The 24176-nt window shown below is 67.8% G+C and carries 29 protein-coding genes; all 29 read right to left on the reverse strand.

The window, feature by feature from the left end; genetic code table 11:
* Window positions 1–14 precede the first annotated feature (14 nt).
* The 29 genes from LX12_RS19280 to LX12_RS19415 all read right to left on the reverse strand — a co-directional run bounded on the left by LX12_RS19280 (window position 15) and on the right by LX12_RS19415 (window position 24118).
* Window positions 15–1364 carry a hypothetical protein gene (locus tag LX12_RS19280; protein WP_253656212.1) on the reverse strand — a complete coding sequence of 450 codons (1350 nt, stop codon included), beginning with the start codon at window positions 1362–1364 and terminating at the stop codon, window positions 15–17.
* A complete protein-coding gene (locus LX12_RS19285; protein ID WP_253656213.1) occupies window positions 1361–1732 on the reverse strand; it encodes a hypothetical protein in 372 nt (123 codons plus the stop codon). Before LX12_RS19285 ends, LX12_RS19280 begins: the two co-directional genes overlap by 4 nt.
* Complete coding sequence (locus tag LX12_RS19290; RefSeq protein WP_253656214.1) at window positions 1729–3447, reverse strand: Gp37-like protein; 1719 nt, start codon at window positions 3445–3447, stop codon at window positions 1729–1731. The genes LX12_RS19285 and LX12_RS19290 overlap by 4 nt, the downstream gene beginning before the upstream one ends.
* Window positions 3444–3812: a hypothetical protein gene (locus LX12_RS19295; RefSeq protein ID WP_253656215.1), complete on the reverse strand. Its 369-nt coding sequence runs from the start codon at window positions 3810–3812 to the stop codon at window positions 3444–3446. Before LX12_RS19295 ends, LX12_RS19290 begins: the two co-directional genes overlap by 4 nt.
* A 62-nt stretch (window positions 3813–3874) precedes the next feature.
* Window positions 3875–4783: a hypothetical protein gene (locus LX12_RS19300; protein ID WP_253656216.1), complete on the reverse strand. Its 909-nt coding sequence runs from the start codon at window positions 4781–4783 to the stop codon at window positions 3875–3877.
* On the reverse strand, window positions 4783–9672 hold the full coding sequence (locus tag LX12_RS19305) for a phage tail tape measure protein (RefSeq protein ID WP_253656217.1): 4890 nt from the start codon (window positions 9670–9672) through the stop codon (window positions 4783–4785). Before LX12_RS19305 ends, LX12_RS19300 begins: the two co-directional genes overlap by 1 nt.
* Window positions 9669–9980: a hypothetical protein gene (locus tag LX12_RS19310; protein WP_253656218.1), complete on the reverse strand. Its 312-nt coding sequence runs from the start codon at window positions 9978–9980 to the stop codon at window positions 9669–9671. Before LX12_RS19310 ends, LX12_RS19305 begins: the two co-directional genes overlap by 4 nt.
* A gap of 128 nt (window positions 9981–10108) precedes the next feature.
* Window positions 10109–10621, reverse strand: a complete 513-nt coding sequence (locus LX12_RS19315) for a hypothetical protein (protein WP_253656219.1) — start codon at window positions 10619–10621, stop codon at window positions 10109–10111.
* A 127-nt stretch (window positions 10622–10748) separates the two neighbouring features.
* The gene (locus LX12_RS19320; protein WP_253656220.1) at window positions 10749–11603 is read right to left on the reverse strand and encodes a hypothetical protein; all 855 of its coding nucleotides are present in this window, start codon (window positions 11601–11603) and stop codon (window positions 10749–10751) included.
* Window positions 11604–11661: 58 nt separating this feature from the next.
* Window positions 11662–12051 (reverse strand): hypothetical protein, encoded by a 390-nt coding sequence (locus tag LX12_RS19325; RefSeq protein ID WP_253656221.1) that lies wholly within the window; start codon window positions 12049–12051, stop codon window positions 11662–11664.
* The gene (locus tag LX12_RS19330; protein ID WP_253656222.1) at window positions 12048–12308 is read right to left on the reverse strand and encodes a hypothetical protein; all 261 of its coding nucleotides are present in this window, start codon (window positions 12306–12308) and stop codon (window positions 12048–12050) included. The genes LX12_RS19325 and LX12_RS19330 overlap by 4 nt, the downstream gene beginning before the upstream one ends.
* Window positions 12305–12505, reverse strand: coding sequence for a hypothetical protein (locus LX12_RS19335; protein WP_253656223.1), 201 nt, complete (start codon window positions 12503–12505; stop codon window positions 12305–12307). Before LX12_RS19335 ends, LX12_RS19330 begins: the two co-directional genes overlap by 4 nt.
* Window positions 12502–12891, reverse strand: coding sequence for a hypothetical protein (locus LX12_RS19340; protein WP_253656224.1), 390 nt, complete (start codon window positions 12889–12891; stop codon window positions 12502–12504). The genes LX12_RS19335 and LX12_RS19340 overlap by 4 nt, the downstream gene beginning before the upstream one ends.
* Window positions 12884–13357, reverse strand: a complete 474-nt coding sequence (locus LX12_RS19345) for a hypothetical protein (protein WP_253656225.1) — start codon at window positions 13355–13357, stop codon at window positions 12884–12886. The genes LX12_RS19340 and LX12_RS19345 overlap by 8 nt, the downstream gene beginning before the upstream one ends.
* Window positions 13332–13595, reverse strand: a complete 264-nt coding sequence (locus LX12_RS19350; protein WP_253656226.1) for a DUF7302 family protein — start codon at window positions 13593–13595, stop codon at window positions 13332–13334. The genes LX12_RS19345 and LX12_RS19350 overlap by 26 nt, the downstream gene beginning before the upstream one ends.
* The gene (locus LX12_RS19355) at window positions 13595–14497 is read right to left on the reverse strand and encodes a phage major capsid protein (protein WP_253656227.1); all 903 of its coding nucleotides are present in this window, start codon (window positions 14495–14497) and stop codon (window positions 13595–13597) included. Before LX12_RS19355 ends, LX12_RS19350 begins: the two co-directional genes overlap by 1 nt.
* 13 nt (window positions 14498–14510) lie before the next feature.
* Entirely contained in the window at window positions 14511–15020 is a 510-nt protein-coding gene (locus tag LX12_RS19360; RefSeq protein WP_253656228.1) for a hypothetical protein, read from the reverse strand.
* Window positions 15021–15082: 62 nt separating this feature from the next.
* Window positions 15083–15745, reverse strand: coding sequence for a VG15 protein (locus LX12_RS19365; RefSeq protein WP_253656229.1), 663 nt, complete (start codon window positions 15743–15745; stop codon window positions 15083–15085).
* Window positions 15696–17144, reverse strand: coding sequence for a phage portal protein (locus tag LX12_RS19370; RefSeq protein ID WP_253656230.1), 1449 nt, complete (start codon window positions 17142–17144; stop codon window positions 15696–15698). The genes LX12_RS19365 and LX12_RS19370 overlap by 50 nt, the downstream gene beginning before the upstream one ends.
* Window positions 17145–18575: a terminase large subunit domain-containing protein gene (locus LX12_RS19375; protein WP_253656231.1), complete on the reverse strand. Its 1431-nt coding sequence runs from the start codon at window positions 18573–18575 to the stop codon at window positions 17145–17147. It abuts the gene before it with no gap.
* Entirely contained in the window at window positions 18544–18846 is a 303-nt protein-coding gene (locus LX12_RS19380) for a hypothetical protein (protein ID WP_253656232.1), read from the reverse strand. Before LX12_RS19380 ends, LX12_RS19375 begins: the two co-directional genes overlap by 32 nt.
* A 94-nt stretch (window positions 18847–18940) precedes the next feature.
* A complete protein-coding gene (locus LX12_RS19385) occupies window positions 18941–19240 on the reverse strand; it encodes an HNH endonuclease (protein ID WP_253656233.1) in 300 nt (99 codons plus the stop codon).
* A gap of 290 nt (window positions 19241–19530) precedes the next feature.
* Complete coding sequence (locus LX12_RS19390; protein ID WP_253656234.1) at window positions 19531–20193, reverse strand: hypothetical protein; 663 nt, start codon at window positions 20191–20193, stop codon at window positions 19531–19533.
* On the reverse strand, window positions 20190–20564 hold the full coding sequence (locus tag LX12_RS19395) for a hypothetical protein (RefSeq protein ID WP_253656235.1): 375 nt from the start codon (window positions 20562–20564) through the stop codon (window positions 20190–20192). The genes LX12_RS19390 and LX12_RS19395 overlap by 4 nt, the downstream gene beginning before the upstream one ends.
* Window positions 20561–20977: a hypothetical protein gene (locus LX12_RS19400; RefSeq protein WP_253656236.1), complete on the reverse strand. Its 417-nt coding sequence runs from the start codon at window positions 20975–20977 to the stop codon at window positions 20561–20563. Before LX12_RS19400 ends, LX12_RS19395 begins: the two co-directional genes overlap by 4 nt.
* Complete coding sequence (locus tag LX12_RS19405; protein ID WP_253656237.1) at window positions 20974–21750, reverse strand: hypothetical protein; 777 nt, start codon at window positions 21748–21750, stop codon at window positions 20974–20976. The genes LX12_RS19400 and LX12_RS19405 overlap by 4 nt, the downstream gene beginning before the upstream one ends.
* Window positions 21747–23279: a DNA cytosine methyltransferase gene (locus tag LX12_RS19410; RefSeq protein WP_253656238.1), complete on the reverse strand. Its 1533-nt coding sequence runs from the start codon at window positions 23277–23279 to the stop codon at window positions 21747–21749. Before LX12_RS19410 ends, LX12_RS19405 begins: the two co-directional genes overlap by 4 nt.
* 367 nt (window positions 23280–23646) lie before the next feature.
* A complete protein-coding gene (locus LX12_RS22065; protein WP_301284822.1) occupies window positions 23647–23772 on the reverse strand; it encodes a hypothetical protein in 126 nt (41 codons plus the stop codon).
* Window positions 23765–24118: a hypothetical protein gene (locus LX12_RS19415; protein ID WP_253656239.1), complete on the reverse strand. Its 354-nt coding sequence runs from the start codon at window positions 24116–24118 to the stop codon at window positions 23765–23767. The genes LX12_RS22065 and LX12_RS19415 overlap by 8 nt, the downstream gene beginning before the upstream one ends.
* Window positions 24119–24176: the final 58 nt, after the last annotated feature.

Consider the following 24176-nt stretch of genomic DNA (forward strand, 5'->3'; position numbering starts at 1 on the left):
TACACACCAATCCTTTACCTGCGGCCTTGGAGATAGAACCGACCCGCGCCACCGTTACCGCCCGCACCAAAGGGGGAATCTGTCGTCGACGACCCACCCGCGCCGCCGCCGGCGCCCGCGGCGCCGCCGTCACCACCGCGGCCCGCTGCCGAGAACCCGCCGGAGTTTCCGCCACCGCCGCCACCGCCGCCACCGCCGCCCGGGTTCTTCACAAACGGCCCCTCGGTGCCGTTCTGCCCAGGCTGCCCCCGAGTGCCCGGGTTGCCGCCTGGGGCCGCTGGACCGGCGCCGCCGCGAGTGCCGGTGTACGTGCCCGAAATCGGCCCACCGTTGCCGCCGTTGCCGGGTTTCGCGGCGAATGCGTATCCGACACCGGTCGGGAGCGCACCCGCATCACGCTGCCCGCGCCAGTAGTTGTTGTTGGGACCAAAGGGACCGAACACCGACTGCCCGCCCTGCCCACCGAACTGCATTTTGCCGGTGCCGCCCGCGCCCGCGTTCCCCGTCGCGTAGTTGATCGAAGCTCCCGCCCCGCCGAGTTCTTCGGTCGTGAAGATCTCGCCGACCTGACCGCCGTTCACGCCGCCCTGCGCGATACCGGTGCCGCCGCCGCCGGCGAACGTGCCGCCGTCACCACCCTGCCCGCCGTCGCCGCCGCTGATCGCGGTCACGACCCAGTCCTTGTATCCCTCAGGGACGATCCACTGGCCCGACCCGATCAGCGTCACGTTCAACGTGTCGCCCTCGATGGACTGCCGGACCTCGTTCATCGTCTGCGCGACCTGGCCAGCATCGCCCGACACCGTGCCCCGCCACCCGCCGAACAGCTGGTCGACGATGCTCGCCACACCCGACGACGCGGCTGTGGCGGTGTTCGCCACGGCCGACTGGTGGAAGAAGATGTTGCCGATGCTGGTGAAGATCGAGAACGGGTTGATCCCCTGCAGCGCATTGCCGATGAGGTCGTCGAAGAACTGGCGGATGGTGTTCAGCCCGCCGCCGATCGCGCCGGTGATCGCCCCCGCGATGTCGCCGATGAACGACAGGAGCGGAAGGCCAGTGAAGAAGCTGCCCGCCCTGTCGACGATGTCGTCGGGTTTCGTCACCGTCGCCGGGTCGGCGGTTGCTACGCGCGACACGATGCCCGAGAAGACGCTCGTGACGAATCCCATCGGGCCGGAGACCGACGACGGTGAACCCGCGGATGTCGTCTTCGCGATCGCCGGGAACCGATCGGCAGCCAGCCCGGTGTACTTCGCCTGCGTATGGTCCTGCAGCACCTCGCCCTGCTGCGACGGGGTGCTGACCCCCTGGGGCAGATCCGCCGGCGTCGTGGTCGCCCACGGGTAGTTCGGGGTCGTCACAGCTCGACGTCCTCCACCACGCCCATGTACTTCTGCGCAATCCGCCTCGGCGGTTCGGGCGCGACCATCACCCGATCGGTGTCCTGCATCGCATGGTGGTCGGGATCCGTGGCGACGGGGGCGGCCTCCTCGCGGACCTTCTCCGTCACCCAGTTCGGCAGCACAACCTCCTCCGCAACGGCGTCGGTCTGACGGACTCCGCAGTCGTACAAGCGGTCCGCCATGTTCCGGACCGCAGGCGTCGGGATCGGGTAGGGCTGTTCGTTGCCGGTGAGAAGCGCGAACATGAACGCCTTCGTCAGCTTCTCGACCTCAGCGGCCTTCTCCGGGTCGATCGGGTCGCCGCCCGATGTCACGGTGTCAGTCATCCCAGTCCAATCGCGTTCAGGTCAGCGGCGGTCGTCGAGGCCAGTTCGATGAGTCGCTCGAAGGCGTCCTTCTGGGTGCGCACGTCGCCGAACTTGGCCTGCCACAACGACGGCTCACCGCGCTTCATCGGCAGAGTCAGCTCACGGCAGCGGGTGACGTACACACGCGCGCCCAGATGCCGCGACGTCGCGCCCACGCGGTCACCGAGCCACCAGTGGCCGTAGCCGTTGTCGCCGATCAGCCACGGCATCGCCGATGCGACCTCGAAGCTGAACGTGGTGTCGGGGTCGGTCTCACGACGCCGCTTGCGGAGGTCGATGAACGCCGACGGCGTGTAGGCCTGCGTGACGCCGGTCGCCGCAGTCTCGAGGTAGTGCCCCCAGCCCTGCTTCGCGACCCGCACCAGCAGCGGGACCGTGATGTACGCCAGGAACGCGTCCTTCACGATCGGCAGGAGGAAAGCGTTCAGGATGCTGCCGAGCGACCCGACGCCGTAGCCGGCGATGTTGATGTTGTCGCCGAGGACGTCACCGGCATAGCCGATCCCGGCTTCCCACAGCTCATTCACACCGGGCATCGACTGACCGCCGGCGGTGATCCGTCCAGGGCCGCCGGCGCCGCGGGTCAGCTTGAAGTCCTGGATGCCGGTGATGTCGCCGTCGCGGTACACGACGTTCGGGTGCGACGGCTGGGTGCCAAGGACGCCAGGCAGCTTGAGTCCAGTCGTGTCGACGGGCTGACCGGTGATGAGGTCGTACGAGTCCTCGACGTAATTGCTGGTGACGCTCGCGATAGACCGCAGAAGGCCAGTCGCGAGGTTGCCGCCGAGCGACGTTCCCGACTGCCAGCCCGACTTGTCGACGATGTCGACGAACAGCGTGCCCTGCCGCCAGTTCGTACCGGCGCCCGGCCACGGCTCGGGATCGCCGTCGAGGAATCGTCTAGTGACGATCATCAGCTCGGCGTCCTCAAGGCGCGGCGCCATGACGTCCCACCACGACTTCTTGATGTTGCCGTCGACGATGGTCGTCGGTGCGACCGTCGACCCGATGGGCTTCGGCATGGGGACGATCTGCGCCTGTGCCCACAACCCGGTCGAGTGATTCGACGGGTCGAGGAGATCCAGGTTCAGGTTGAAGTTCGTCCCCTGCAGCCGCAGCATGTTCCAGCCGAGAGTCGCGAGACCACCCCAGTCGACCGGGCAGAACAGGAACTGCTCCTTCGGTTCCTGCACGAGACCGATCGGCAGGAACGGCGATGCCGCCATGTGGACGTGCTTCAGCTCTTGGATGTCCTCGAGGAACTCGAGGATGACGCGGTCACCGTCTTTCGATCGGTGCAGCGTCACACCGTTCACAGGGTCGGTGCGGCCGGCGATCCGTGCGCCGTCCTTCTCGACGACGACGTGGATGTTGCTTGTGCCGCGCGACTCCTGGTCCAGTGCCCAGTGCGCGAGGAACGTCTGGCGGATGCCTTCCTCGCTTGAGCTGTCGATGGGCAGCTCGAGGTGGATGGATCCGGTGTCGTTGTACTTGACTCCGGTCGAGCCGTCCGCCGGGCTGTAACAGGTGCCGCGGTACTTGTAGTTGCCGTCGTAGAGACGGATGCGCGGCGGTCGGGCGATGCGCGCGATGCGGGTTTCGCGGATCTCGCGGGCCCACAGGGCGAAGTCGTCGAGGCTGTCACCTGCGAAGGCGACGACCGAGGTGCTCATCGGACGCCGACCCGGTCGCCGTAACCCAGTGCGCGCAAGCGGCCGACCAGAGTTGCGGTCAGGTCCGACTGAAGATGCGCCAGCGTCTCGTTGGTGTGGTCGAGCACATCGATCGCCAGCTCGTGCCCCTGCAGGCTTGATCCGTAGATGGCCGTCGCAGCGTGGTTCATCTCGTGGACGACGATCTGGGTGGTGAGGTGCGATCGGCTCAGCCGGACGATTACCGAGTCAGCGTGGCTGGTCGCTCGGCCGTCGCGGTCGACGACGACCCTGTTGATGCATTGGCACAGCCCCACCGCGTCGCTGACGTCGTTGCCGTTGAAGCGCGTTCCCGCCGCGCGCATCGCCTCGACGGTGTCGTACACGTAGACGCGCACAGAGCGACGTTCACCTGTCGCGTCCGACGAGACGCGGATCAGTTTGGCGCTCATTCGAGCCCCGACTCCGCTGACCAGAAGCGACGCATGATGTACTTGATCTGCGACCCCTTCGGGCCGTTGATGACGAACGGCATCATGATCGGGTTGTCCTGGGTGCCGGTGTACGGCGGGATCCAGAACAGCGGGTCGATAGCGCCCATTTGTGCCGGCGCGTTCGATAGATCCGCGGCGACGTAGGTGTCCATCAGCGGGTGCGACATGACCGACCACCACACGCTGATCGGCGGGGTGACGATCATCCGGCCCGCGAACTGCCCCGGCGTCCATCGGACGTCGATGTCCTGCTCGTTGCCGAAGCTGAAGTCAGGGAACCCGAACGACGTCGCACCGCCGTTAGGTCGCAGCGCGTACTCGGGCCAGCCCCGCTGATCAGTCGGGTTCCACACCGGCGCCCACAGTGTGTTCGAGCCGTTCGACGGATTGGTCAGCGTCACCTGGAGTGGCGCGGATTCGTAGAACGGGTTGAGCGCCACGGCCTCGACGGTCGCCTTCGCGCACTGCTGCAAGTTCCAGTCGCGCGCAGGCGAAAACTCGATGCCCTTCGACCGACGCAGCTGCAGCACGCGAAGCCCCGACTCCTGCGTCGTGGTGCGCCACTGCACCGTGCGGCCCTTGCGCCACAGCTTGCGGAACCGGCTGACCGTTGCCTCGATGCCGGCGCCCGTGTCGTAGAGGTTGAACGGCAGCGTCAGCGTCCGGACGGGCTGCTCATCCTCGCCCGCGATACCGCCAGGGGCGAACGCGGTCTGGATGATCTGCAGCTCGAGCTCGTCGGAGAACAGGCCCTTCGGATCGGTGCTCAGCTTGATCGGCTTGAACCCGAACTCGCCACCGGACACCACCGCGGAGTCGTCGTCGGCGACGATCTCGATGGTCGCAAGGTCATGCACGCTCATCAGCGGCCCGCCAATCCGACCGAGATCTGCCGACGCTGCGCCTCTTCCGCGAGCCGCAGCCCGCGCTCGTCGCGCAGGTTGTACTGCACCTGACCCCTCGGCGGCGCTGCGCGGTAGAGGCTGACGAGCTCACCGAGGAGCGACTCGACACGATCGTTCGCGCCCGCGAAGCCGTTGCGCATCCCGACCTGGAAGGCCTGCGTCTCATCCGGGGACAGGACGCGCTCGGGACGGATGACCCGCTTGTGCATGATGCCGAGACCGTTGGCCTCGCCGCCGTCGTCGAAGACGCCGCCCAAGTCCTGGCCGGGGTTCGGCTTGCGGGTGCCCGGGTCGGCCACACGCGACTGCTGGCGGCGGGTCAGCTTCTCGGCGTCGTACTGCTGCTTCGCCTTCAGGGTCGCGTCCTGATAGTCACGCTTCAGGTCGGCGAGCCTGCGGTCGATCTCCGCCTTCTTGCCCTCGTCCTTCGTGGCGCTCTTCTCGTCCTGCAGCTTGTCGCGCTGCGCCTCGTACGCCTGCTGTCGGGTGAGCTTGTCGGCTTCGTACTTGCGCTGCGCCTGAGCGTTCGACAGCTCCTGCGAGTTCTTGGCGCCGCCCTTCTTGCTCTGCTCGACCTGGTTCTCGTACTCGGTGATCGCCGACAGCCAGCCTGGCGAGTCGTTCGCCGAGATGACGTCGAGACCGGACTTGATCTGGCCCTCGAAGAAGGCGCCGATAGCGCCACCGATTCGCGTCGAAATCGACGTGCCGCGAGGCGTGGTGGTCGAGGTCGTCGACATGTCCGGTGTGGTGAGGTCGGGGCGTGACAGCGTGCCGCCCGTGTCGTCGCCGACACCGGTCGTCGGGAGCGGCGGTGTCGAGTCGGCGAACATCGACGCCGGGAAGTGCCACTTCTCGTTGAAGCGACCCTCGTTCGGGTCGGCCGCGCCGCCGCCGTACTGGCCGTCGCCGCGGTTGCCGCCCATCTCAACGTTCACGCCCGACGGGAGCTTGGTGGTGGCGTGCCCGCCGCCCGGTCCGCCGTTGTAGAACCCGAGCTGCAGGTCACCCGACTGGCCGATTCCCTGGCTCGCGCCCATCGACTTCAGTGCGCTCGCCGCTGATGCGGTCGCGTACCGACCGCCGAACGGGGCGAGCCCTGCTGCGAGACGGGCGAAAGCTGACTGTGCCGCACTGCAGTCGCCCCAGTTGACGCCGCTCCACACGTACGGCGCGCCCTCGAGAGGACGGCTCGCACCGAACCCGCCGCGGGCCAGCTTGTCAAAATCGTCCTTGCTGACGGGGCCACCGGTGGCACGGCGAGGCAGACGCATGTTGTTGACGTCGTCCATGAATTGCAGGCCGTAGTAGTCGACGGCGGCCGACTGCTGCATGAACTCGCCGTTCGAGCCCCACATCAGCACCTTGTCGTCGCGCGGACCGCCCGGCCCCGTGACCGGACCACCGCTCGCGCGCGAGATGCCGGGTCCACGGAAGACGCCGCCGTCGGGCGTCCGGTCCCCGAAGTTGAGGCCCGTGACCTGAGCGTTGATGTAGGCGACGCGCTCCTGCGCAGTGCGGTCCAGCGCCGAGTTCACCAGCGCGATGTTCGCAAGGATCTTGTCGACCTCCATCCGGACCTGCGGATTGGCGGTCGTCGCCGACAGCTGCTCGAGCTGCGCCACGGACACGGCCTTGCCCTGCAGCAGTTCGTCGATCGTCAGCTTCGCCTGCGGGTTGGCGATCTGGGCGGACAAGTCGCGGAGCTGGTTGCGGGCGTTCTGGTTGCCGAGCGTGAACGCGTCGGTCTCGAGGCCGACCTTCGGGTTCGCCGTGAGCCCGTTCAGCAGGTTCACGTTCTGCGACACGTAGAGCAGCTGCGCGCGGGCTCGATCGTCGTTTGCGGTGATCGTGACGATGCCGTTCATCGGCTGCGACACCGTGGCGTGCAGGCGCTCGAGTGCGGCGCGGGTGTCGGCGTTGACCGACGACTCCTCCACCTCGATGGTCTTCTTCTCCGGCGTGTTGTTCCACTGCGCCGAGATCGCGGCCAGCTGCTGGGTCACCTCCGGGGCGCCCTTCAGCTGCACCGAGAGGTCGACCGCCTTGCCGCCGAGCGACTCGTACAGGCCGCGGATCGTCTGCACCGACTGACCGGTCGCTGTGGCGAGCGCCTGGAACGCCTGCTCGTTCTGCGCGTTCACCGTGCCCATGTCGCCGCCGGTCGACGCGACCTGCGCCGACTTGTCCGCGAGATCAGCCAGCGTGCGCGACAGGTTCGCGCCGGCCTCCGACATCGCGTTGAACTTGCCCGCCGGGTCGAACGCAGTCCCGTTGATGCCGTCGGTTGACGTCGCGACCTTCCGGATCGCCTCGCCGTACTGTGCGACCGCCTCGGTCTGCGACCGTGCGGGGTTCATCGCGTCCATGGCCGACTTGAGCGCGTTCAGCTTGTCGCTCGCCGAGGAGCTCTTGTCGCCCATCACCTGGAACGCGGTGCCCAGCTCGGTGATCCCCGGGGTGACGCGGCGGCCGACGTCCTGCTGCTGCAGGATCTTGTTCCGCACGTCCTGCAGGGTCTCGGCTGCCTTCTGCCCGCCCTCGGGCATCGCGAGCAGTCGAGCCTTCAGCTGGTCCCAGCCGCTCGCACTGCCCGCCACCTGGCGGCCGACCGCCTGCGACGTCATGCCCAGGTTGTTGATGGCCTCGGCGGCTTCGCGATTCGCCGACGCCGTCTCGTTGACCTTCTTCTCCTGGTCGTTCAGACCGAACGTCAGGCCGGAGACGAGGGCGTCGTTCCAACTGGCGGTTGCCTTCCCGGCGTTCGTGAACGAGTCGCGCACGTCGTCCACCTGGGACGCCACGGACGAGAACACGTCCCCGGTCAGCGCACCCTTGGAGTCGACGAGCAGTTCCTTGGTGCGCTTCTGCTCCTCGGCGAGGGATGCGAGCGACCCGCGGTATGCGTCGACGGCCGAAGACTGACGTTGCACCGAGGATGCCCACATCGTCCCGACGACTGCGGCACCGGCGAGCGCGAGTCCCACGGGCCCGCCGAAGACGCCGGCGATGCCAGCGCCTGCTGCTCGCAGCCCTGTACCGGCGGCGGATGCGATGCCAGCGGTGCGGCCGAAGCGTTCCGCCCCGGTCGCAGCGTTCACGAACGACGACTGCATCCGAGCGACGACCGGCGCGCTCTGGCCGACCTGCGCGATCGCCGTGCCAAAGCGGCCCATGCTGACCGCGCCGAACGATCCCGCTCGCACGACGGCCGACTGGGCGGTCGCGAGAGAGGTGAGTCGCGCGGTGGCCGTGGTCGTGGTGGCGCCGAGTGTCGCGACACTGCTGCGCAGTCCAGCAAGCGCGGGGCCGACGGCACGGAACGCGAGCCAGGCTGCGACGGCGCCGACGACGAGCGGCTGCATGCCGGACAGCGCCGAGTTGGTCAGCTGCAGCGCGGGCACGACAGTGGCGTCGAGGATCCCGGCCGCCGCCTCGAGGCCGCTCACGAGGGTCTCGACGCCGATAGCGGAAACGATCGCGCCGGCCTGCCCGAACGTCTCGCCCAACGTGCCGACGAGCGGCAGCAAATCCTCGATCGAGCCCCACAGCGAGGTGAAGACGTCCTTGAGACGCCCGCCCCACTCCATGATCAGAGCCGGTCCGCCCGCGTTCTGGAACGCGTCGACGATGCCCTCGAAGCCGTCGCGGATCTTGCTGCCCAGCCCGGACGCGCCGTCGGTGATGCTGCCGATCGCGCCTGCCGCTGCGGTCGCCGCAGAAGTGAGCGGGCCCTGGACCGCGTCGTAGAACGCGAGCCCGGCGTCCTGCGCCTCATTCTTCAGCTTCTCCCACGCGCCGGGGAGTCCCTGCATCTTGGCGGCCGCGACCTCGGCGGCAGATCCCTGCTGCCCCATCGCGTCACGGAGGCGGTCGAAGCCGCCCGCGCCCTGCTGCGCAGCGACGCCGGCGATGCGCGCGGCGTCCGAACCGAACAGCGTCGCCGTCGCAGCCTGGTACATCTCGGGCGTCATCCGCTTCGACGCGGTCTGCAGCTGGCCGAACAGCGACTCCATGCCGACGAACTGGCCCTGGGCGTTGTAGACGGTGAGGCCGAGCTGCTCGATGGCGTTCTGCGCAGGCTTGCCGGTGTCGGTGAGCGCGAGGAGCGCCGACTTCAGCAGGGTGCCGGCGTCGGACCCCTGGATGCCTGCGTTGGCGAGGAGTGCGATCGTCGCCGCGGTGTCCTGCATGGACAGGCCGAACTGGTTGGCGACGGCACCGCCCTGCTGGAACGCCATTGCGACGTCGGTGATTTCGGCGGACGACTGGTTGGCGGCGTTCGCGAGGATGTCCGCTGCGGTGCCAGCGTACGAGGCGTCCTTGCCGAACGCCTGGAGTGCCTGCGACTGGATCGTCGCCGCGTCGGCGGCCGAGATCTGCGCCGCCGCGGCCAGCTGCAGCGTGCCACGCGCGGCCTGCATCGACTGGTTGACGGTGAAGCCGCCCTTGGCGAGTTCGACCATCGCCTGCGCGGCATCAACGCTCGAGGTCGCCGCGAGCTGATTGTCGGTGCCGAGGTCCCGTGCAACTTGGGCGACCTTTGCGACCTGCTCCGACGACGCGCCGGCGACAGCCTGCATCGTGTTCAGACTGGTGGTGAAGTCCATGCCCGACGAGATGGCCGACTTCATTGCCCCGCCGACCGCCGCGACCGCACCCGTCACGCCCGCCACCGCACCAAGGTTCTTCAGTGACCCACCGAGGGCCGACGAGAACGACTGTCCCGCGGTGCGTCCTGCGGTCGTCGCCTCCCGACCCGCGCCACTGAACATCGTCCGCAGCTGCCCAGGTACCCGACTCGTCTCGAGGAGCACGGACACGTACGCGGTTGCGAGTTCAGTCACGCGGTTTCACCTCCTCGGGAGATCCCCTGCATCAGCAGGAGTTCGTCGGCGACAGCGCGAGCGACATCGTCATCGCTGTCGTGCTGCGGCTCATCGGGCTGGTCTTCTTCGGCAGTTCGGTGCGGTCCGTATGTCGCCGGCCAGAACGTCTCGGGCACGTCGTTCGGATTGCCGTCCTCGTCGAAGCCGACGAGCTGCTGAGCGGTCAGGAATCGCAAAGAGGACTGCAGCGTGGCGATCTCGGCCAGCAGGAACGTATGCGGATCCGCGAACGCCCAATCCGGGTTTAGTTCCCGGTGGAGCTCCATCGACGGATCGCGTTGCGCGCGTCGGACAATGACACGCAGGTCGACCCACGAGAACCACGGCTTGCCGAGGTCTCGTAGGCGCAGCCCACGATCGATCAGGTCGCAGGCGATCGCCTCCCCGTGCTCCTTCAGGAGTCGGTGGAGGCGGAAGATTCCCCCGTCGTGATGTCCTTCGACTCGAGGCGGCGCCGGAGATCCTCGACGCTCTTCTCTGGGATATTCTTCGACGTGGTGAGCAGCTTGTAGTCGGCGGCGCTCATGTACGGCTTGAGCCAGCGCAGGTCGAGCTCGCGCATGGTGACCTTCTCGAGCGTGGCCTTCGCATCGTCGGGGAACGGTGGCAGCTCATCCGGCTCGGGGGCGCGCTCTGCTTCGGGCAGTCCGTCGTTGACGCGGTGCCACTCCGCCATCTGCTCGTCCCGGACGGCCTTGGCGCGGTGCCACTCCAGCACCTTCGCCTCCGCCTCCTGGTAGGGACGGAGGAACTCGTAGACCTTGTCGACCTCGCTGGGCGGGACCCAGTCCTTGCGGGGTGCGCAGATCAGGATCGGCTCGTCGCGGCCGACGACCGGCACGGCGAGACGGATGTAGTGATCGGTGATCGAGTCGACGACTTCGTAGCCCTCGGGAACAGCAGACATGGGTGACCAGGAGCCCTTTCGGAATGGATGGGATGGTGATCAGGAGCCATGCCCCGGCCTGGCGGAGAGTCGCGGCTCCTGGTCAAAGGGGTGATGAGACACCCCGCCAGGCCGAGTCGATTGGGTGTCAGGAGACGGTGACGCCCGGGTTGGTGCCGCCGGTGAGGCTCGACGTGGCGGTCAGGGTGCCGCCGTTCGCGAGCGTCACCGAGTAGGGGCCGCCGGCCGAACCGGTGACCGTCGCGTTGCCGGTGCCGACGGTCGACAGTGCCTCGAGGGCCGTGTCAACGGCCGAGGCGGTGGCGTTGTTCGGCAGCGCCGAAGTGGTCTGGCCACCCACCGACAGGGTGAACGTGCCGCCGGTCGGCGAGCCCGTGATCGTGACCGTCTTCGTGGTCGGCGTCGCGGGCAGCTTCTCACCGTCGTCGCCGTACTCCTCGACGAGGTTGCCGTTCGAGTTGCGCTTCGCCTTGATGGTCAGCTCCAGCTTGGTCGACGCGTCGCGCTGGGCCTTCATCTCCGCGATATCGGTGACTCGGCCGACCTCGACGACCCAGCGCTTCATCTTCTTGCCCGACCGGGTCCAGAAGACGTGCGAGGACAGCGGCAGCTGATCCTGCGAGTGCTCCACGTGGTAGCGGTTGCCGTGGCTGGTGGTCGCGGGCTCGAAGGTGACCTTCTCGTCGCCGAACGCGGTCTTCTTGACCGACTCGAGCTCGACGTCCATGAGAGTGAGCTTGAAGGTGCCGTTGTACTCGTCCTGGATGTCGACGTAGTCCACGCCGTCGAAGTCCTGCTCGGACTTCGAGGACCGGGCGATGCCGACGGACAGACCGTCCTTCGAGCAGGTGCCCTGGTTCTCGAACGCGTCGTCGAGCGGCGACGTCGCGTCGGTGGGCTGCTCGGTCCCGAGCGGGGCGCGCCAGTACACGCCACCGTCGATCGACTGAGCCACGAAGACGTTCTTGACTGTGACCGTCATGATTGGTTGCCCCTTTCAGGCAGATTGACCAGGAGCCGCAAGAAGGGGGATGTAGTTGTCAGGTGAGGACGAACAGAGAACCGGTGAACTGCCACCGGGCGTGTGACGGCTGTTCGGGGTCGGGAAACTCGACCAAGTTGTTGCCGTCCCAGCCTGTGATCCATCCGCCCGCCCAGGGCCCGGCGTTGCTCGCCGCGTCAAGGGCGTCGTAGGCGTCGCAGGCGTCCTGCTCGGCCTGTGGCCCGTCGGCCGCGCCCTTGGACGTGGAGGCGAAACACTCGACGAGCAGCCGCGGCGAGTCCAGTTCGCGCGTGCGCGGACCTCCGGCTCGTGAGATACGGATGCACCGTGCAGGTAGGGATGCCGGCAGCGTGTTCGACACCTTCACCGCGGGCAGCGCCGACGTCAGCACCGATCGAGCGACCGTGATGACCGAGACGGCAGTCACTCCGACATGGCCTTGATGAGGATGTTGTACTTCGCGTTCGCTCGCATCGCGTAGGCGTCGGCGGTCGACACGTTGGTGCGCCACCGACCCTGCGGGTCACGAATGCCCTGGCGCGAACCGACCGCGTACGTGCCCTTGCCCTGCGCGTTCGCGCGGTCCGCGATCTTCTGCGCCTCGGCCTGCTCCACCGCGACCAGAGCGGGATCACGACGCAGTTCGTAGAGCGCGTCAGGAGTGTCAACGATGCGAACTGTCACGATTCCTCCTCCTGTGCGTACCGCGCGACGAGCCAAGCGCCGGGCGCGTAAGCGGTCGCCGCCCGCTCACCGTCCATGACCGAGAGCACGCCAGAACGTTCGGTGATCCAGGTGAACTCGGCGTAGGGGTTGACGAACTCGTCGACGATCTCCTCGCCCGCCTGGTCGAGCCCGACGACGACCTGGAGCTTCCTCACCCGGTCACCCGCCTCAAGTTGACGACGCCGCCCGGGTTCCAGCCGAAAGGCCCACGGTCGTAAGACTCGACCTCGCCAAGCACGTCGTGCTCGGGGATGCCGGCGTCCTCGGTCCACGTGTCGGGATCGAAGTCGAGGATCACGCGATCCTGCGGGCTGCAGGTGAATCCGGACGGGACCAGCAGCTCGGTCTCGACGACGACACGGTCGTGGCCGACGACCTTCGGCTCTGCAGCGTCCTGCCGTCCGGGCGCGCCCCAGCCGTAGACCGGCTGCGGGACAGGATCAGCCCAGCTGTCGGTCTCGTTGCCCCAGTCGTCACCGTCACCGCCCTCGTAGGCGCGAACACCCACGAGGTACGGCGTCGGGAACGCGGCGTCAGACATCGGGCTCCCAGATCGGGAACTGACCCGCCGTGACACCGATGCCGCACGAACAGGTGTCGCCACCGAGGCCGAGCGAGCACCAGATCGAATGGCTGCCGCGACCGGACGGTGCTGTGTCGATCGCGAACGCACCGCCCGCGTTCTCGTCCCGGCACATCGACTGGAGCTGCTCGATCTCCGACGGCCAGAACAGGTGGTTGTTGCGACGCACGCTCGCGTCGACAACCTGCTGGTACGGCCCAGCCTGCTTGGTGGTGATGGCGCCGGAACCGGCGTCGTTCCACCGCAGGATCGCGCCCCGCAACACCGCTTTCGCGGCCGCCGGATACTTGAAATCCGGCTTGGAGATGCACGGGGCGACCAGCTCGGCCATGCCCAGCGCGTCCGCGATCATCTCTGTGGCTTTCGCCGAGTCGATGGTCGCGAACGGCGCCAGGTCGTTAGGCCCCAGGGTTACTGCCGTCACCCTGCTTCGCCTTCTCGATCGCCTCGAGGACGTCGGACTTGCGGCGCGCGTCCCCCGTGATCTCGATGCTGTGCGCCTTGGCGTAGGCCACGAGTTCCGCGACCTTCCACGACTCGCTGGGCTCGCCGTCGGGCACGTCCACCTCTTCAGCCGACTTCCAGCCACCACCCAGCAGGGAGTTGCCCAGTTCGTCGTCGACGTTGATGACCGCACCGTTGGCGGTGTTGCGCAGCCGCATCAGGCGACCAGATCCTCGATCACCGCGAACTGGTCGGCGAAGACGTACCAGCCGTAGACGATCTCCGTGCGGAACAGGATCTCGTTGTGACCGGCGAGGTCGCGGCCGGCATTGTCGGGATCGCCGAACTCGAGCAGCCGGAACGGGAACGACTTCTGGACGCCCCAGCGGATGCCGCCCTGGTAGTTGCCCAGGATGGCGCGCACCTTGTTGTCGGTGGTGTCACCGTCGGTGGGCTTGCCCGACACGGTGGTCGACACGGCGGCGGACACGCCCTCGAACGAGGAGATGCCAGCGCCCAGGCCGAGTTCCGGGTACTTCTTGCGGCCGTCGTTGTAGCGCGCGGTGGACAGCGTCCAGGCGTACTTCGGGTCGAAGGCCACACCGTTGACGGAGTAGCCGGCGCCGATGACGAGCCCTGCGGCGGTCTCGAAATCGATGTCGGCGTTGGCGCCCTGCTCGACCCGCTTGGTGGTCGAGTTGAGGTAGTTCGTCCACGCGCTGATCGCGGTGCCGGTTCGCGGGTTGAGGCGGTAGTACAGGCCGAGGTCGAGGCCGCGCGAAATGGCGCGGGCGCACTTCTCCTGGTACTTGGCGAGGATGCCCAGCTGGTAGTCCTCGTCGGCCCACTTGAACTCGTCCGAGGTGCGCATCTGCACGACGGCCTTGTGGGGCACCGCGGTCACGCGACCGGGCTTGGCGTCGTCGCTGCCCTTGGCCGCGGACTCCTCGACGAACTCTGCGGTGAGATCGTCATCGAAGGTGATGATCTCGGTCTTGCCGAACCGCATCGGCTCCTGGCCCGAGAGCGCCGCGACGGTGGAACCCGTCTTGGTCTTCTCGACAATGCCGGACGCGATGTTGGTCGGCAGGTAGAGATCGGTGCTCTGGAGCACTGCCATGATCTTCTCCTTGCTACTGGCCCCCGCCGGTCAGCGCGGAGAGGAACTCCTGGGTGCTGTTCGGTTGGGGCCGCGGGTTGGTGCCCTCACGCGACACGTGGGGCTGGTTCTGCTTCTGCTGCTCCATGAGGTCGTTGTAGCGCTTCGCCTGGGCGACGAGGGTGTCCTCGTCGGTCGCGGTGAGGAACAGGTCGGCGTCGGACGCCTCGCCGTTCTCGCCGCGCTTGGTCGGCACGCCCCAGTCCCCCGCCACGCGCAGTCGCAACGAATTCGCCTGCGACTGCGCGTACTGCTTCTCCAGCTCGGCGATGCGATCGTCGGAGGTCTTCTTGCCCTCCGCCGCCGCCTTGAGCTGGTCGTAGTCGGCGTACTTGCTGCTGACCTGGTTGCGCACCTCGGTGCGCGTCTTTCCGATCAGCTGATCGACTTCGGCTTGGGTGAACGTCTTCGGCGCGTCACCGGACGCATTCGGATCGCCACCCTGACCGCTGGGATCGCCGCCCTGGTTCTGGTTGTCGCTCATGGGATTGCTCCGTTTCTGTCCCGTCGGACATCACTGGCATTTGGTCGCGCTGCCATGGGCGCTCACCCCCTTGCTTGGGGGAGGTTCTCTGCGATCCACGTTCGGACGCGAGCTCGCTCGGCGTCGGTGATCGTGCGAGCAGTCGGTGTGTACGGCTTGACCGGGACCTCGCGGCCGCCGAACGCCGGGACGCAGGTGCATCCGCAGTTGTCGTGCGACGCGAAATCGGCTGTGGTGCGCGACCGGTACACGATTGCCCGCCCCGCGAGCATCTGGCAGAACGCGCAGCCGTCGGGCCGCGCCTTTCTCTGCCACCCGCGGGCCTGGGGGTCGCGCTCGACGTTGTCGATGATCGTGTCGCGACCGGCGGTCATCACCCGCTTCACCAGACCCCCGGAGATCAGCGCGAGCGCGGTGTCGAAGTTGTTCTGGGCGAGACTGGTCCCCCAGCCGGCAAGTGCGTCGGCTCCCAGGTCCGGGTTGGGCGCGACGTCCGCGGCGAAACGTCCTGGGACGTTCAGGTCTGCGCGGTGCTCGTCGTACCAGTCGGCGCTGACTGTCGCGGCCGCGTCGCCGTAGTCACCCACCAGGGCTGGAAGAACGTCGAACAGGCCCTCGCGCACCGTCGAGGGGTCCAGCTGCGCCCACAACGCCGCCAAGTCCGCTTCGGCCTCGTCACTGAGGCTGACCAGCAGGCTGCGGAGTTCCGTTGGCGTTGCCGGCATCGTTCACCGCCCCCGCGCGCGCCCTCAGTCGGTCGATGACCGATCCGCCGTTCACCCGGCGACGCTCGGCCTGGAACTGGCGGATGTCCTCGTCCGACAGGCCCATGAGCCGCAGTCCCACCGAAGTCGCAGCGAGATCCGGCACCGCGGCCGCGACCTTCGTTCCGGCGTCAGCCTGCGCGGCGCGCGACTGGAACAGCGGCGACCGCCACCGAGGCGCCATGGTGGCCCACTCGTCGGGCACCGCCGTCAGGCCGTTCTGGATGGCGAGACCGCGAGCGACCGAGCGCCGGATCGGCACCGACCAGTCATCCGTCGCGCCCTCCGCGTCGGCGATCAGATCCTCGCGCGACTCCGCATAGGCGTCTGCCGACGTCGGGTTCGCGTAGTCGGTGATCGCCATCGCGCTGTCCGGGAGGCCGGACTCGCGGGCGAACAGCTTCGCGTACCCGTTCAGCGCGGCCAGGTGCGGCGTGGGCGAGTTCCCCGGGAACTGCTTGACGTCGGCGCGCGCGAGCTCCGGCGGCGCGGTGTCGTCGTCCGGGATGCCCTTGATGCGGCCGAGCATCACCTGCACGATCGGCTTCAGCGACCCGTCCGGGTTCTTGAACACCGAGGAGTCAGCGCCCAGCATCCAGAACTCCGGGAACGAGTAGACATCCATGTGGCCTTCGAGGCGGATCAGCGCATTGAGCGCGCGATCTTGCAGCGACATCAGCGGGCGGGTCAGGCGAGAAGCCCCGAACTCACGAGTCCACGGCTTGTAGGCCATCGGCTCGACCGGGATCCCCCACCGGTGCTGCGACCGGGCGATGCTCCACCGGCCGCCGGCCTTGTCGCACTGCACCACCAGGTTCGGCAGGTACAGCGCGATGCCGTTCGGGTTTCCCTCGTCGTCGAGCGACGTGATCGACAGGAAGTCCGTCAGGCGCCGCGAGCGGGCGTTCCACGTCCCCGTTGCCGACAACGCGTCCTTCACGTGGATCAGCGACGATGGCTCGTCTCTCGCGCCGACGGTGTTCACAACCCACGAGACGCCGTGCAGCAGCGAGTTGACCTGCCCGCCCTTGAAGGTCGCGCGCAGCTGATTCGCGTCGACCAGCTGGGGCAGACCCAGGCTGTCGATGTCGCCGTCCGGCCAGTCCACCGTCTCGAGCGCGGTGCGCTGGGCGAGGGCGTCGACCGCCTTCGCTGACCAGCCCAGCACGATGCCGAGCTTGTAGTAGTGATCTGGCACCACGGGAGACGCAACGCGCAGAGCGTGCTTGCCCTCGTAGTACGCCGACCGCAGCAGGTTGCGGTTCCTCTTGGCCTGCAGCTGCGTGAAGAGCCCGCGGACGGTGCGCTGTTCGTCGTCGGTGAGACCCGGGATCGACAGGGAGAAGGCGGCGTCGCTCATCTAGACCGTCGCCCTCCTCTCCCCCGTGCGTCTGGGTCGTGTGTTCGTAGCGCCGGCCAGCGCCAAAGTCGTCGCCATCACCGGCGCGTTCAGGGTCGATGTCTTCAGGTCGAACAGCCAGGCCGCGCCGTCACGCCCGACCTTCTTCCTTGCGCCCGCAACCGAATCGGCGAGCTGCTTCTGGTCGGCGTGCGACAGCCAACCGGCATCCACGCCCTCGACGAGGAGCTCGCAGCCGCGACCGGTGTCGCCGGTGGTCGCCGACTTCGCGTTCACCCGCTTCGCCCGCAGCATTGGCTGCAGAGGTGCCGCGGCGCCGTAGTTCGGCACCAGCACCGGCGCCCGCGCACCAGCTCTCGCGACGATCCAGTCGGCGACCAGGTCGAGGCGCGGGTGCGCAAACACCTCCTCGACGAAGCGGTCGATGTCGTCCACCCAGCAGGCGACCACGGAGAACTGGCCGTCGTGGTGAGCGACGCCGAACGAGTCAGGCCGCATGCCTGGCTCGGGGCCAATCTCGTCAGTCCGTGCATCCCAGCGCGAGGGCGGGATGATCTTGACCCCGCTCTCGTCCCAGATGCCCAGCGCCTCACGGTTCCACGAGTCATCGCTGCGCAGCTTCTTGCGAAGCCTCAGCATCGCGCGCTCCGACGTACGGTGCGGATACGAGGCGTTCGCCTTCCGCCACTGCGCGCGGTCCATCGGGTCGCAGCCGCGGTCGGCGGACATCTCGATGTACAGCGTGCCGTCGGAATCTCCCGACAGCGCCTCCTCGCGCAGCAGCGAGAAGAACTCGCCGTCATCCTTCGGTCGAGGCGGGGTGCCCATCACGAACGTCAGCGGGTCCTTCGCGACATTCTGGGTGGCGCCCATGTCCTCGAGCGTCGACTCCGGGAGGATCTGGCCCTCGTCGAAGACCAGGACGTCGACGTCGGTGCGGCCGCGGCCGAAACCGCTCTCGCGGGCGCCGAACTCGATCGTGGACCCGTTCTTGAACTTGATCGACTCGTCGCCCTTGCCGCGCAACACCTGCAGGATGTGCGGTGCCACCTTCGGCCGCTGCGACATGCCGTCGAACTGACGGAACGTCTCAGCCGACGTCGACTTGCGGTGCGCAGTCCAGATCACCTTCAGCCCCGGCGTGATCAGGCACAGGGCGAAGATGATGCAGGCGATCAGGTACGTCTTGCCGACCTGCCGAGGGATCGACAGGACGATCGTGTCGCCCGCGTACGTGCCGTCCGCGCGACGAGCAAGGATCAGCCGACCAGCACCGTCCTGCCACCCATCGAAGCCCCAACCGAGGCGGCGGCAGGTGTCCCGGACCTTCGGCCACGACGTCGACGTGATGCCGACCGGCGCGATGACGTGTCGAGCAACGTCGGAGAGCGGCCGCCGGCTAGTAGCCGGTGCCGTCCCAGACTTCGTCATCAGTGCGAGCGACCACCGAATGGTCCTCGTCCTCGGCGACCTGGATGGCCTCGATCTCGCGACCGATCTCCAGCTGGCGCCGCGACAGGGCCGCGAGATCGCGAGCAGGTGTGTTCGGGTCGTCGAGAGCTCGAGCAAGCCGACGTCGCATGGCGCGCAGCTCGTCGAGACGCGAACCCGACTCCGCCGACTCCAAGATCGTCTTCGGCGGGGCCTTCGGCTCGGCCTTCTCGTCCTCCGTCACCGCGCGGAGGGTCGGCTTTCGGGCCATGTCGCCTCCTTCGGAAAAACGGGATGGGGGGTGTCGCCTATGCCCTGAATGGCGCGCACACGGCGGGACGGGGACCCCGGGGTGGGGTGGGCGTTCACCAGGTCCGATCGGTCTCGTACACCCGGGCCCCAGTGTCGTCCCCGGGCAGGGATTTCCACTTGTGGCGGTTGCATGCCCGGTGCATGGGCACCTTGTTGGCGAGGGTGTCTGGTCCGCCGGCGTCGACTGGGATGACGTGGTCGGCCTGGAATGCCTTGGGGTCGAGGTGGTGGGCGTCGTAATCGATGGGTTCGCCTGGGAAGAGGCAGTGCTCGTAGGCGCAGGGTGGTTTGGTGCGAGCGAGCTGTGTGCGGTGCCTGTCCCGGATGGTGGTGTTGCGGCTGACCCTCGACATGTCGCTCCTCGAGGTAGGTCAGCCCGGTGCGCATCGGTTGTGGTGGCGACTGCGTGGCTGGCTGGCCGTGTCGCGCGGGGATGGCACCGGGCCGAGCTTGCTCACCGCAGCACGCAGCAACATCCTCGCCATTCGGGAAGGATGTGGGTCGTGGGATGCGCTTGGCCGGATGAACACTGACGGCGTTCACGGGCTGCGGTGAAGAATGCGAACAGCCCGCCCCTGGTTCAGGGACGGGCTGTCGATGAGCGAAGCGTAGCACGGTGGTCGCACCTAAATGCGCAGATCTGTCAAGCGTTCTCTCGGGCGGCTTGTCGCTGCGGAGCTTTGCGGTGTGCGCGCAGTACGTGGTCGAGGCGGTAGCTGACGATGCGGCTGTCGGGGTGTCGGTATCCGGTGAGTCCGTGTCTGGCTGCGAGGGTCTCGACTCTGCGCTTGGTGAGGGTGGGGTCGAAGCGTCGGGCGAGCTTGCCCAACTCCCCTGCCGTGTACCAGCGCCACACGACGGTGGGGTCGTCGAGCATGGACTGGGTGACCTGCATGGTGGTGTCTCGGTTGACGCTGTCGAGGGCGCGCTTGATGTAGCGGGTCAGGTTGTGGTGGATCTCCTGTGCCGCCTTGACGAGTGCGATGTCTCGGCACTTGGTCTCAAGCCAGGCTGCCATCGATTCGAGTTCGCACGGGCCGGCGTAGTGGTGGCCGCGTTCCTCCTCGAGGATCCGGATGGTGGTGGTGAGTTCGTTGCGCAGTTCGTCGAGCAGGACGGGGATGCCGATCGGGTACGGCGGCTTCGACCTGGGCGCGACGGTGACTGCGGCGAGGTTGTTGGTGGTACGCGCCATGACGCCCATGGCCGCGTACATCTCGCCGACGAGGCTGTCGGTGGCGAGGATGTTGAGCTTGTCGGTGAGCTCGGCGATCTCGTCTTCCTGCAGGAAGTAGTTCTCGCTCACTGGTCCTCCTCGGGGCGGCGGCCGGTCAGTAGTGCGATGAGGTCGGCGACGGTGCAGGTGACCCACTGGTCGAGTCCCTGGGCGTTGCCGTGGCGCTTGTGCACGACGAGCCCGACGAGCGCGTCGTCGTTGCCTGCTTCGTCGTGGGCTTCTCGGGCCCAGCGCGCGAGGTCGGTGCGGGCGGTGTTCTTGCATTCGAGGACGACTCGCTGGCCGTGGACGCGCACTCCCCCGATGTCGCCGCGGTCCTTGGCGCCGGTCTTGGCTCGGCGTTCGATGCGGTCGTCGTCGAGGTGGGTGGCGAGGGTGGTCGCGATCTGCGTCTCGAATGCGGTGCCGGCTTTGCGCGCCGATGCACGGTTGCGGGTCATTCGAGCTCCCGTCCGTGCGTGCACTTGACCGCGGTCTCGGCGATGTCGAGCCAGCCGTTGGGGTCGCAGCGATCGCAGGCGAGGATCGCGCGGCGCTCAGGCGACAGCTCCCGGACGCTCGGCAGCCCCTCGAGACGCGCCTTCTCGCGCTCCTGGCGGTCCTGCCGCAACTTCCGGGCCTGAGCGATGACATCGGCGGGAAGCGTGCGTCCTGACCGGTCGCGCTTGTCGTCTGCGTAGAGCCGCACGACGCCAGCGAGGAGGTCGTCGCGTTGCAGGCCGTGGACGGCGAAGCATTCGGCCCACGTGATCGCCATGGCGGCGTCAGGCTTCGCGGCCCACTGGTCGGCGGTCGCGATCTTCGCGAGGACGAGGGAAGCGGTCTCGATCTCGGCTCTGGTGGGTGTGGTCATCCGAGTGCCCTCCGCTGCTCGTGTCCGTCGTCGGTGAGGTCTGATGCGGCGTTGGCGATGGCGACCCATCCCTCGGCCTTGGTGGTGGCTGCCCCGACGCCGGGTCTCGCCTTGGGTCTCGCTCTGCCGAGCCAGGTGTGGAACGCGGCGTCCCACGAGGCGCATTCGCGTCCGGTCGAAAGGGCGTGCTGCCGGAACTGTTCGGCTTCGTGGTCGAGGTCGATTCCGGGGACGAGGTTGGTGAGCTTCGCGCGGTGCGTCAGGTTGGGCTGCCAGTCGTCGGGGATGGGTCGCAGCTGCTCGCGCGCAGCTCTCTCTTTTCCTGTTCCCCTGTTCCCCTGTTCCCCTGTTCCAGGCGCGAAGGTTCGCGAGGCCTCGCGAGGGTTCTCGCCTGGCTCGCGAATCTGCGAGTCGCGGTAGTTCAATGTGCCGTCTGGCCTGGGAAAACGTCCCGCTTGGGGCTTGTCGACTCGTTGGGCGGTCTCCCAGAACGAGATGTAGAGCAATTCGTTGCCATCGGCCTCGTATCTCCACACCAAACCGGCCTGGTGGAGCTCGGAAATGGCTTCGGACACCCTCGCGAGGGTTCGCGAGGCCTCGCGAATGACGTCGCGGGAGAAGATGTCACCAACGATCAGCTCGAGGTCGTCTTTGCCGACGCCGTTGTCGTCGACGTAGCTTTCGAGGCCCTTCAGGACGAGTCGTGCGTCCCAGGAGACGGCCGAGATCCGCTTGCTGCGCCAGAACTCGGGCTTGGTCGATCTGATTCTCATGAGGCGACTCCGAGGGCTTCTGCGACCACCCCGATTAGGTCCCGCGCGGCCGGCGGGGTGACTGCATTGCCCGCCATGCGGACTTGCTCGCGGCGGTTGCCGAGCACGACGTAGCCGTCGGGGAAGTCCATCGCGGCGACGATCTCCCGGGGCTCGAGCATCCGAAACCGGACGTCGTCGATGTCGACGGTCGGCCGCGGTGAGTCGAGCAGCGACTGGTGGCCGGCGGTCGTGATGGTCCGCGCGGGCTCGCTGACGGGAGTGGACATCTGGCCCTGGTCCCCGCGGGCGGTGTTGTTCCGCATGAGCAGCGCGTGACGTTCGACTGTGGTCACGGTGGGCAGGGCGGTGTCGGTGGGCTGGGTGCCGCCGTTGCCGTAGTACGTCGTGACGAGTCCGTGGTGGTTCCCGGAGGCGGTGACGGTGCACAGCGGATCAGTGACGGGTCGGTGCTTCGACCCGCCGCCGCGGAGCTCGGCGACGAACGCAAGGCCGGTCTCGTTGCGGGTCGTCATGGTCCGGGCCGGCGCGGTCACCGGTTGCGCAGACTTCCCATCGCGGCCCTCGACCGGGACCGCGAGCCCGAAGTGGTTGCCCGACGCCGCGATCGTCTGCATCGGCTTCTCGACGTCGCGGACGCGGTACTCGTGGCGGTGCTCGGTGACGAACGGTCCGCCCCAGTACCGGTCGATCCCGGCCTGGATGCGCGCCATGGTCTTCGGCGCGAGTGGCTTCGTGCGGTCACCGATCCGCTGGCCGAGGAGGGTCCAGTCGATGATGTCGGCGGCCGGCCGGAACGCGGGCTCGACGACGGCGTTGCGGCACGCGACGTTCGGGCAGCGATAGACGTACTGGGCGCGGTAGCGGCCCCAGGTGCCGTCGTGCTTCTTGAACGACTGCATCGCCCGCACCGGACCGCACGTCGGGCACATCGCGTTCGGGCGTGTGATGCGGCCGAGGTCCGGGCGGCGGTCGCCCTTGCGCCAGAACACCACGTACATGCGGTCACGGGACTGCGGCGCCCCCGGCCCGAACACCTGGGCGTGCATCGAGTTGAGCATGACGATGTGGTGCTCGTAGCCGAGACTGTCCATGGCCATCAGCCAGGCGCGGAACGGGATCCAGTTCCAGGCATCGACGACGTTCTCGACGACGACCGCTCGGTAGCCGTGGTGCTCGGTGAACCGCACGACGTCCCACATGGTGGCCCGCGAGCGCTCGGCGGCCTCGTCGGGCAGCCGCTCGTCGAACAGGTCGGCCTGAGTGTCGTCGCGCTTCCGGCCGCGCGCGACTGAGTGGTTGGTGCACTCCGGCGACATCCACGCGATGTCGGTGCGCGGGAAGTACCGGGGGTGGATCTGCGACAGGTCGGCGCAGATGTGGTCGGCGTCGGCGTGGTTGGCGTTGTGGGTGTCGACGGCGAGCTGCCAGTGGTTCGACGCCACGCGGACCTCGATGCCGGGGCGTTGAATCGCGCCGGTGCTGGATCCGCCAGCGCCGCAGAACAGGTCAGTGAGGGTGAGGGTCACGCTTCGACTCCTGGGTGTGTTCTCTCGATGTGGCCGTACATGATCCGCAGCGACACAGCGCGACTGCCGGTGGCGATCTCTTCATCTCCGTACGGGCAGGCAGCCCATTCCCCGTCGCCGTCAGACCACGTTCTGATGCCCTCAGCCACGACGAGTCCGCTCCACGAAAGCGCGCCACTCCGGTGTTGCCGACTGGATCGGGTCCCACCACGTACCGGGTTCCGCAGGATGCACCCAGCACAGAGGGTCCTGGTCCCACTCGGCAGGAGAAGGTCCACCACCCCAGTCGTAGGTCGGCTCGCGCAGGAGGACGCACGTGCAGCCGTCTGGTGCGCAACCGTTCATCATCAGGTAGTACTCGTTGACCTCACCCACGTGCCCACCTCCACGCGAGGATGCCGGCGAGTACCCCGGCGGTCGCCCAGCCCCAGAAGGCTCCGGCACCGTAGTAGGCGACCAGGTCGTTGAGCTGTCCCCGCGTCGGCTCAGACATCGGAACCCCGCAGCCCCAGGACGATCGCGGCGCGGCGGTGCGGGCACAGCGATGTGTCGGTCCACCCGTGCGCTTGGCAGTAGCCGTGGTGGTCGTACCAGCACTCGGACTCGTCGTAGAGGTCGCCGATCAGCGATCGCGCCTCGTCCCGCTCTGCGCCCACCCGCTGCACTGTCGCTTCCAGTTCCCGTGCCCGCTCCTCGGCAACGGCGAGGCGGTCCAGCAGGGCATCGCGGTCGTCAGCGGCTTGCGTAGCCCACCGGTAGAAGTCCTCGTCGACAAGGCCCGCCTTCGGCTCTACCTCTTCTGCTCGTGCGCGGATCGCGTCCTTGTCGATGTCACCCACGACGAGCCTCCTCGGGAGTGGCGTTGCATCGGCAACGCGGGTCCTTGGTCTTGATGTG

Origin of the sequence: Williamsia serinedens (assembly GCF_024171725.1) — a bacterium.
GTDB lineage: Bacteria > Actinomycetota > Actinomycetes > Mycobacteriales > Mycobacteriaceae > Williamsia_A > Williamsia_A serinedens.

Coding starts and splice junctions, on each gene's coding strand:
- LX12_RS19285 (WP_253656213.1), bottom strand. CDS start 1,732: ATGACTGACACCGTGACATCGGGCGGCGACCCGATCGACCCGGAGAAG.
- LX12_RS19290 (WP_253656214.1), bottom strand. CDS start 3,447: ATGAGCACCTCGGTCGTCGCCTTCGCAGGTGACAGCCTCGACGACTTC.
- LX12_RS19300 (WP_253656216.1), bottom strand. CDS start 4,783: ATGAGCGTGCATGACCTTGCGACCATCGAGATCGTCGCCGACGACGAC.
- LX12_RS19310 (WP_253656218.1), bottom strand. CDS start 9,980: ATGGAGCTCCACCGGGAACTAAACCCGGATTGGGCGTTCGCGGATCCG.
- LX12_RS19315 (WP_253656219.1), bottom strand. CDS start 10,621: ATGTCTGCTGTTCCCGAGGGCTACGAAGTCGTCGACTCGATCACCGAT.
- LX12_RS19320 (WP_253656220.1), bottom strand. CDS start 11,603: ATGACGGTCACAGTCAAGAACGTCTTCGTGGCTCAGTCGATCGACGGT.
- LX12_RS19340 (WP_253656224.1), bottom strand. CDS start 12,891: ATGTCTGACGCCGCGTTCCCGACGCCGTACCTCGTGGGTGTTCGCGCC.
- LX12_RS19350 (WP_253656226.1), bottom strand. CDS start 13,595: ATGCGGCTGCGCAACACCGCCAACGGTGCGGTCATCAACGTCGACGAC.
- LX12_RS19355 (WP_253656227.1), bottom strand. CDS start 14,497: ATGGCAGTGCTCCAGAGCACCGATCTCTACCTGCCGACCAACATCGCG.
- LX12_RS19360 (WP_253656228.1), bottom strand. CDS start 15,020: ATGAGCGACAACCAGAACCAGGGCGGCGATCCCAGCGGTCAGGGTGGC.
- LX12_RS19365 (WP_253656229.1), bottom strand. CDS start 15,745: ATGCCGGCAACGCCAACGGAACTCCGCAGCCTGCTGGTCAGCCTCAGT.
- LX12_RS19370 (WP_253656230.1), bottom strand. CDS start 17,144: ATGAGCGACGCCGCCTTCTCCCTGTCGATCCCGGGTCTCACCGACGAC.
- LX12_RS19375 (WP_253656231.1), bottom strand. CDS start 18,575: ATGACGAAGTCTGGGACGGCACCGGCTACTAGCCGGCGGCCGCTCTCC.
- LX12_RS19380 (WP_253656232.1), bottom strand. CDS start 18,846: ATGGCCCGAAAGCCGACCCTCCGCGCGGTGACGGAGGACGAGAAGGCC.
- LX12_RS19385 (WP_253656233.1), bottom strand. CDS start 19,240: ATGTCGAGGGTCAGCCGCAACACCACCATCCGGGACAGGCACCGCACA.
- LX12_RS19395 (WP_253656235.1), bottom strand. CDS start 20,564: ATGACCCGCAACCGTGCATCGGCGCGCAAAGCCGGCACCGCATTCGAG.
- LX12_RS19400 (WP_253656236.1), bottom strand. CDS start 20,977: ATGACCACACCCACCAGAGCCGAGATCGAGACCGCTTCCCTCGTCCTC.
- LX12_RS19405 (WP_253656237.1), bottom strand. CDS start 21,750: ATGAGAATCAGATCGACCAAGCCCGAGTTCTGGCGCAGCAAGCGGATC.
- LX12_RS22065 (WP_301284822.1), bottom strand. CDS start 23,772: ATGTCTGAGCCGACGCGGGGACAGCTCAACGACCTGGTCGCCTACTAC.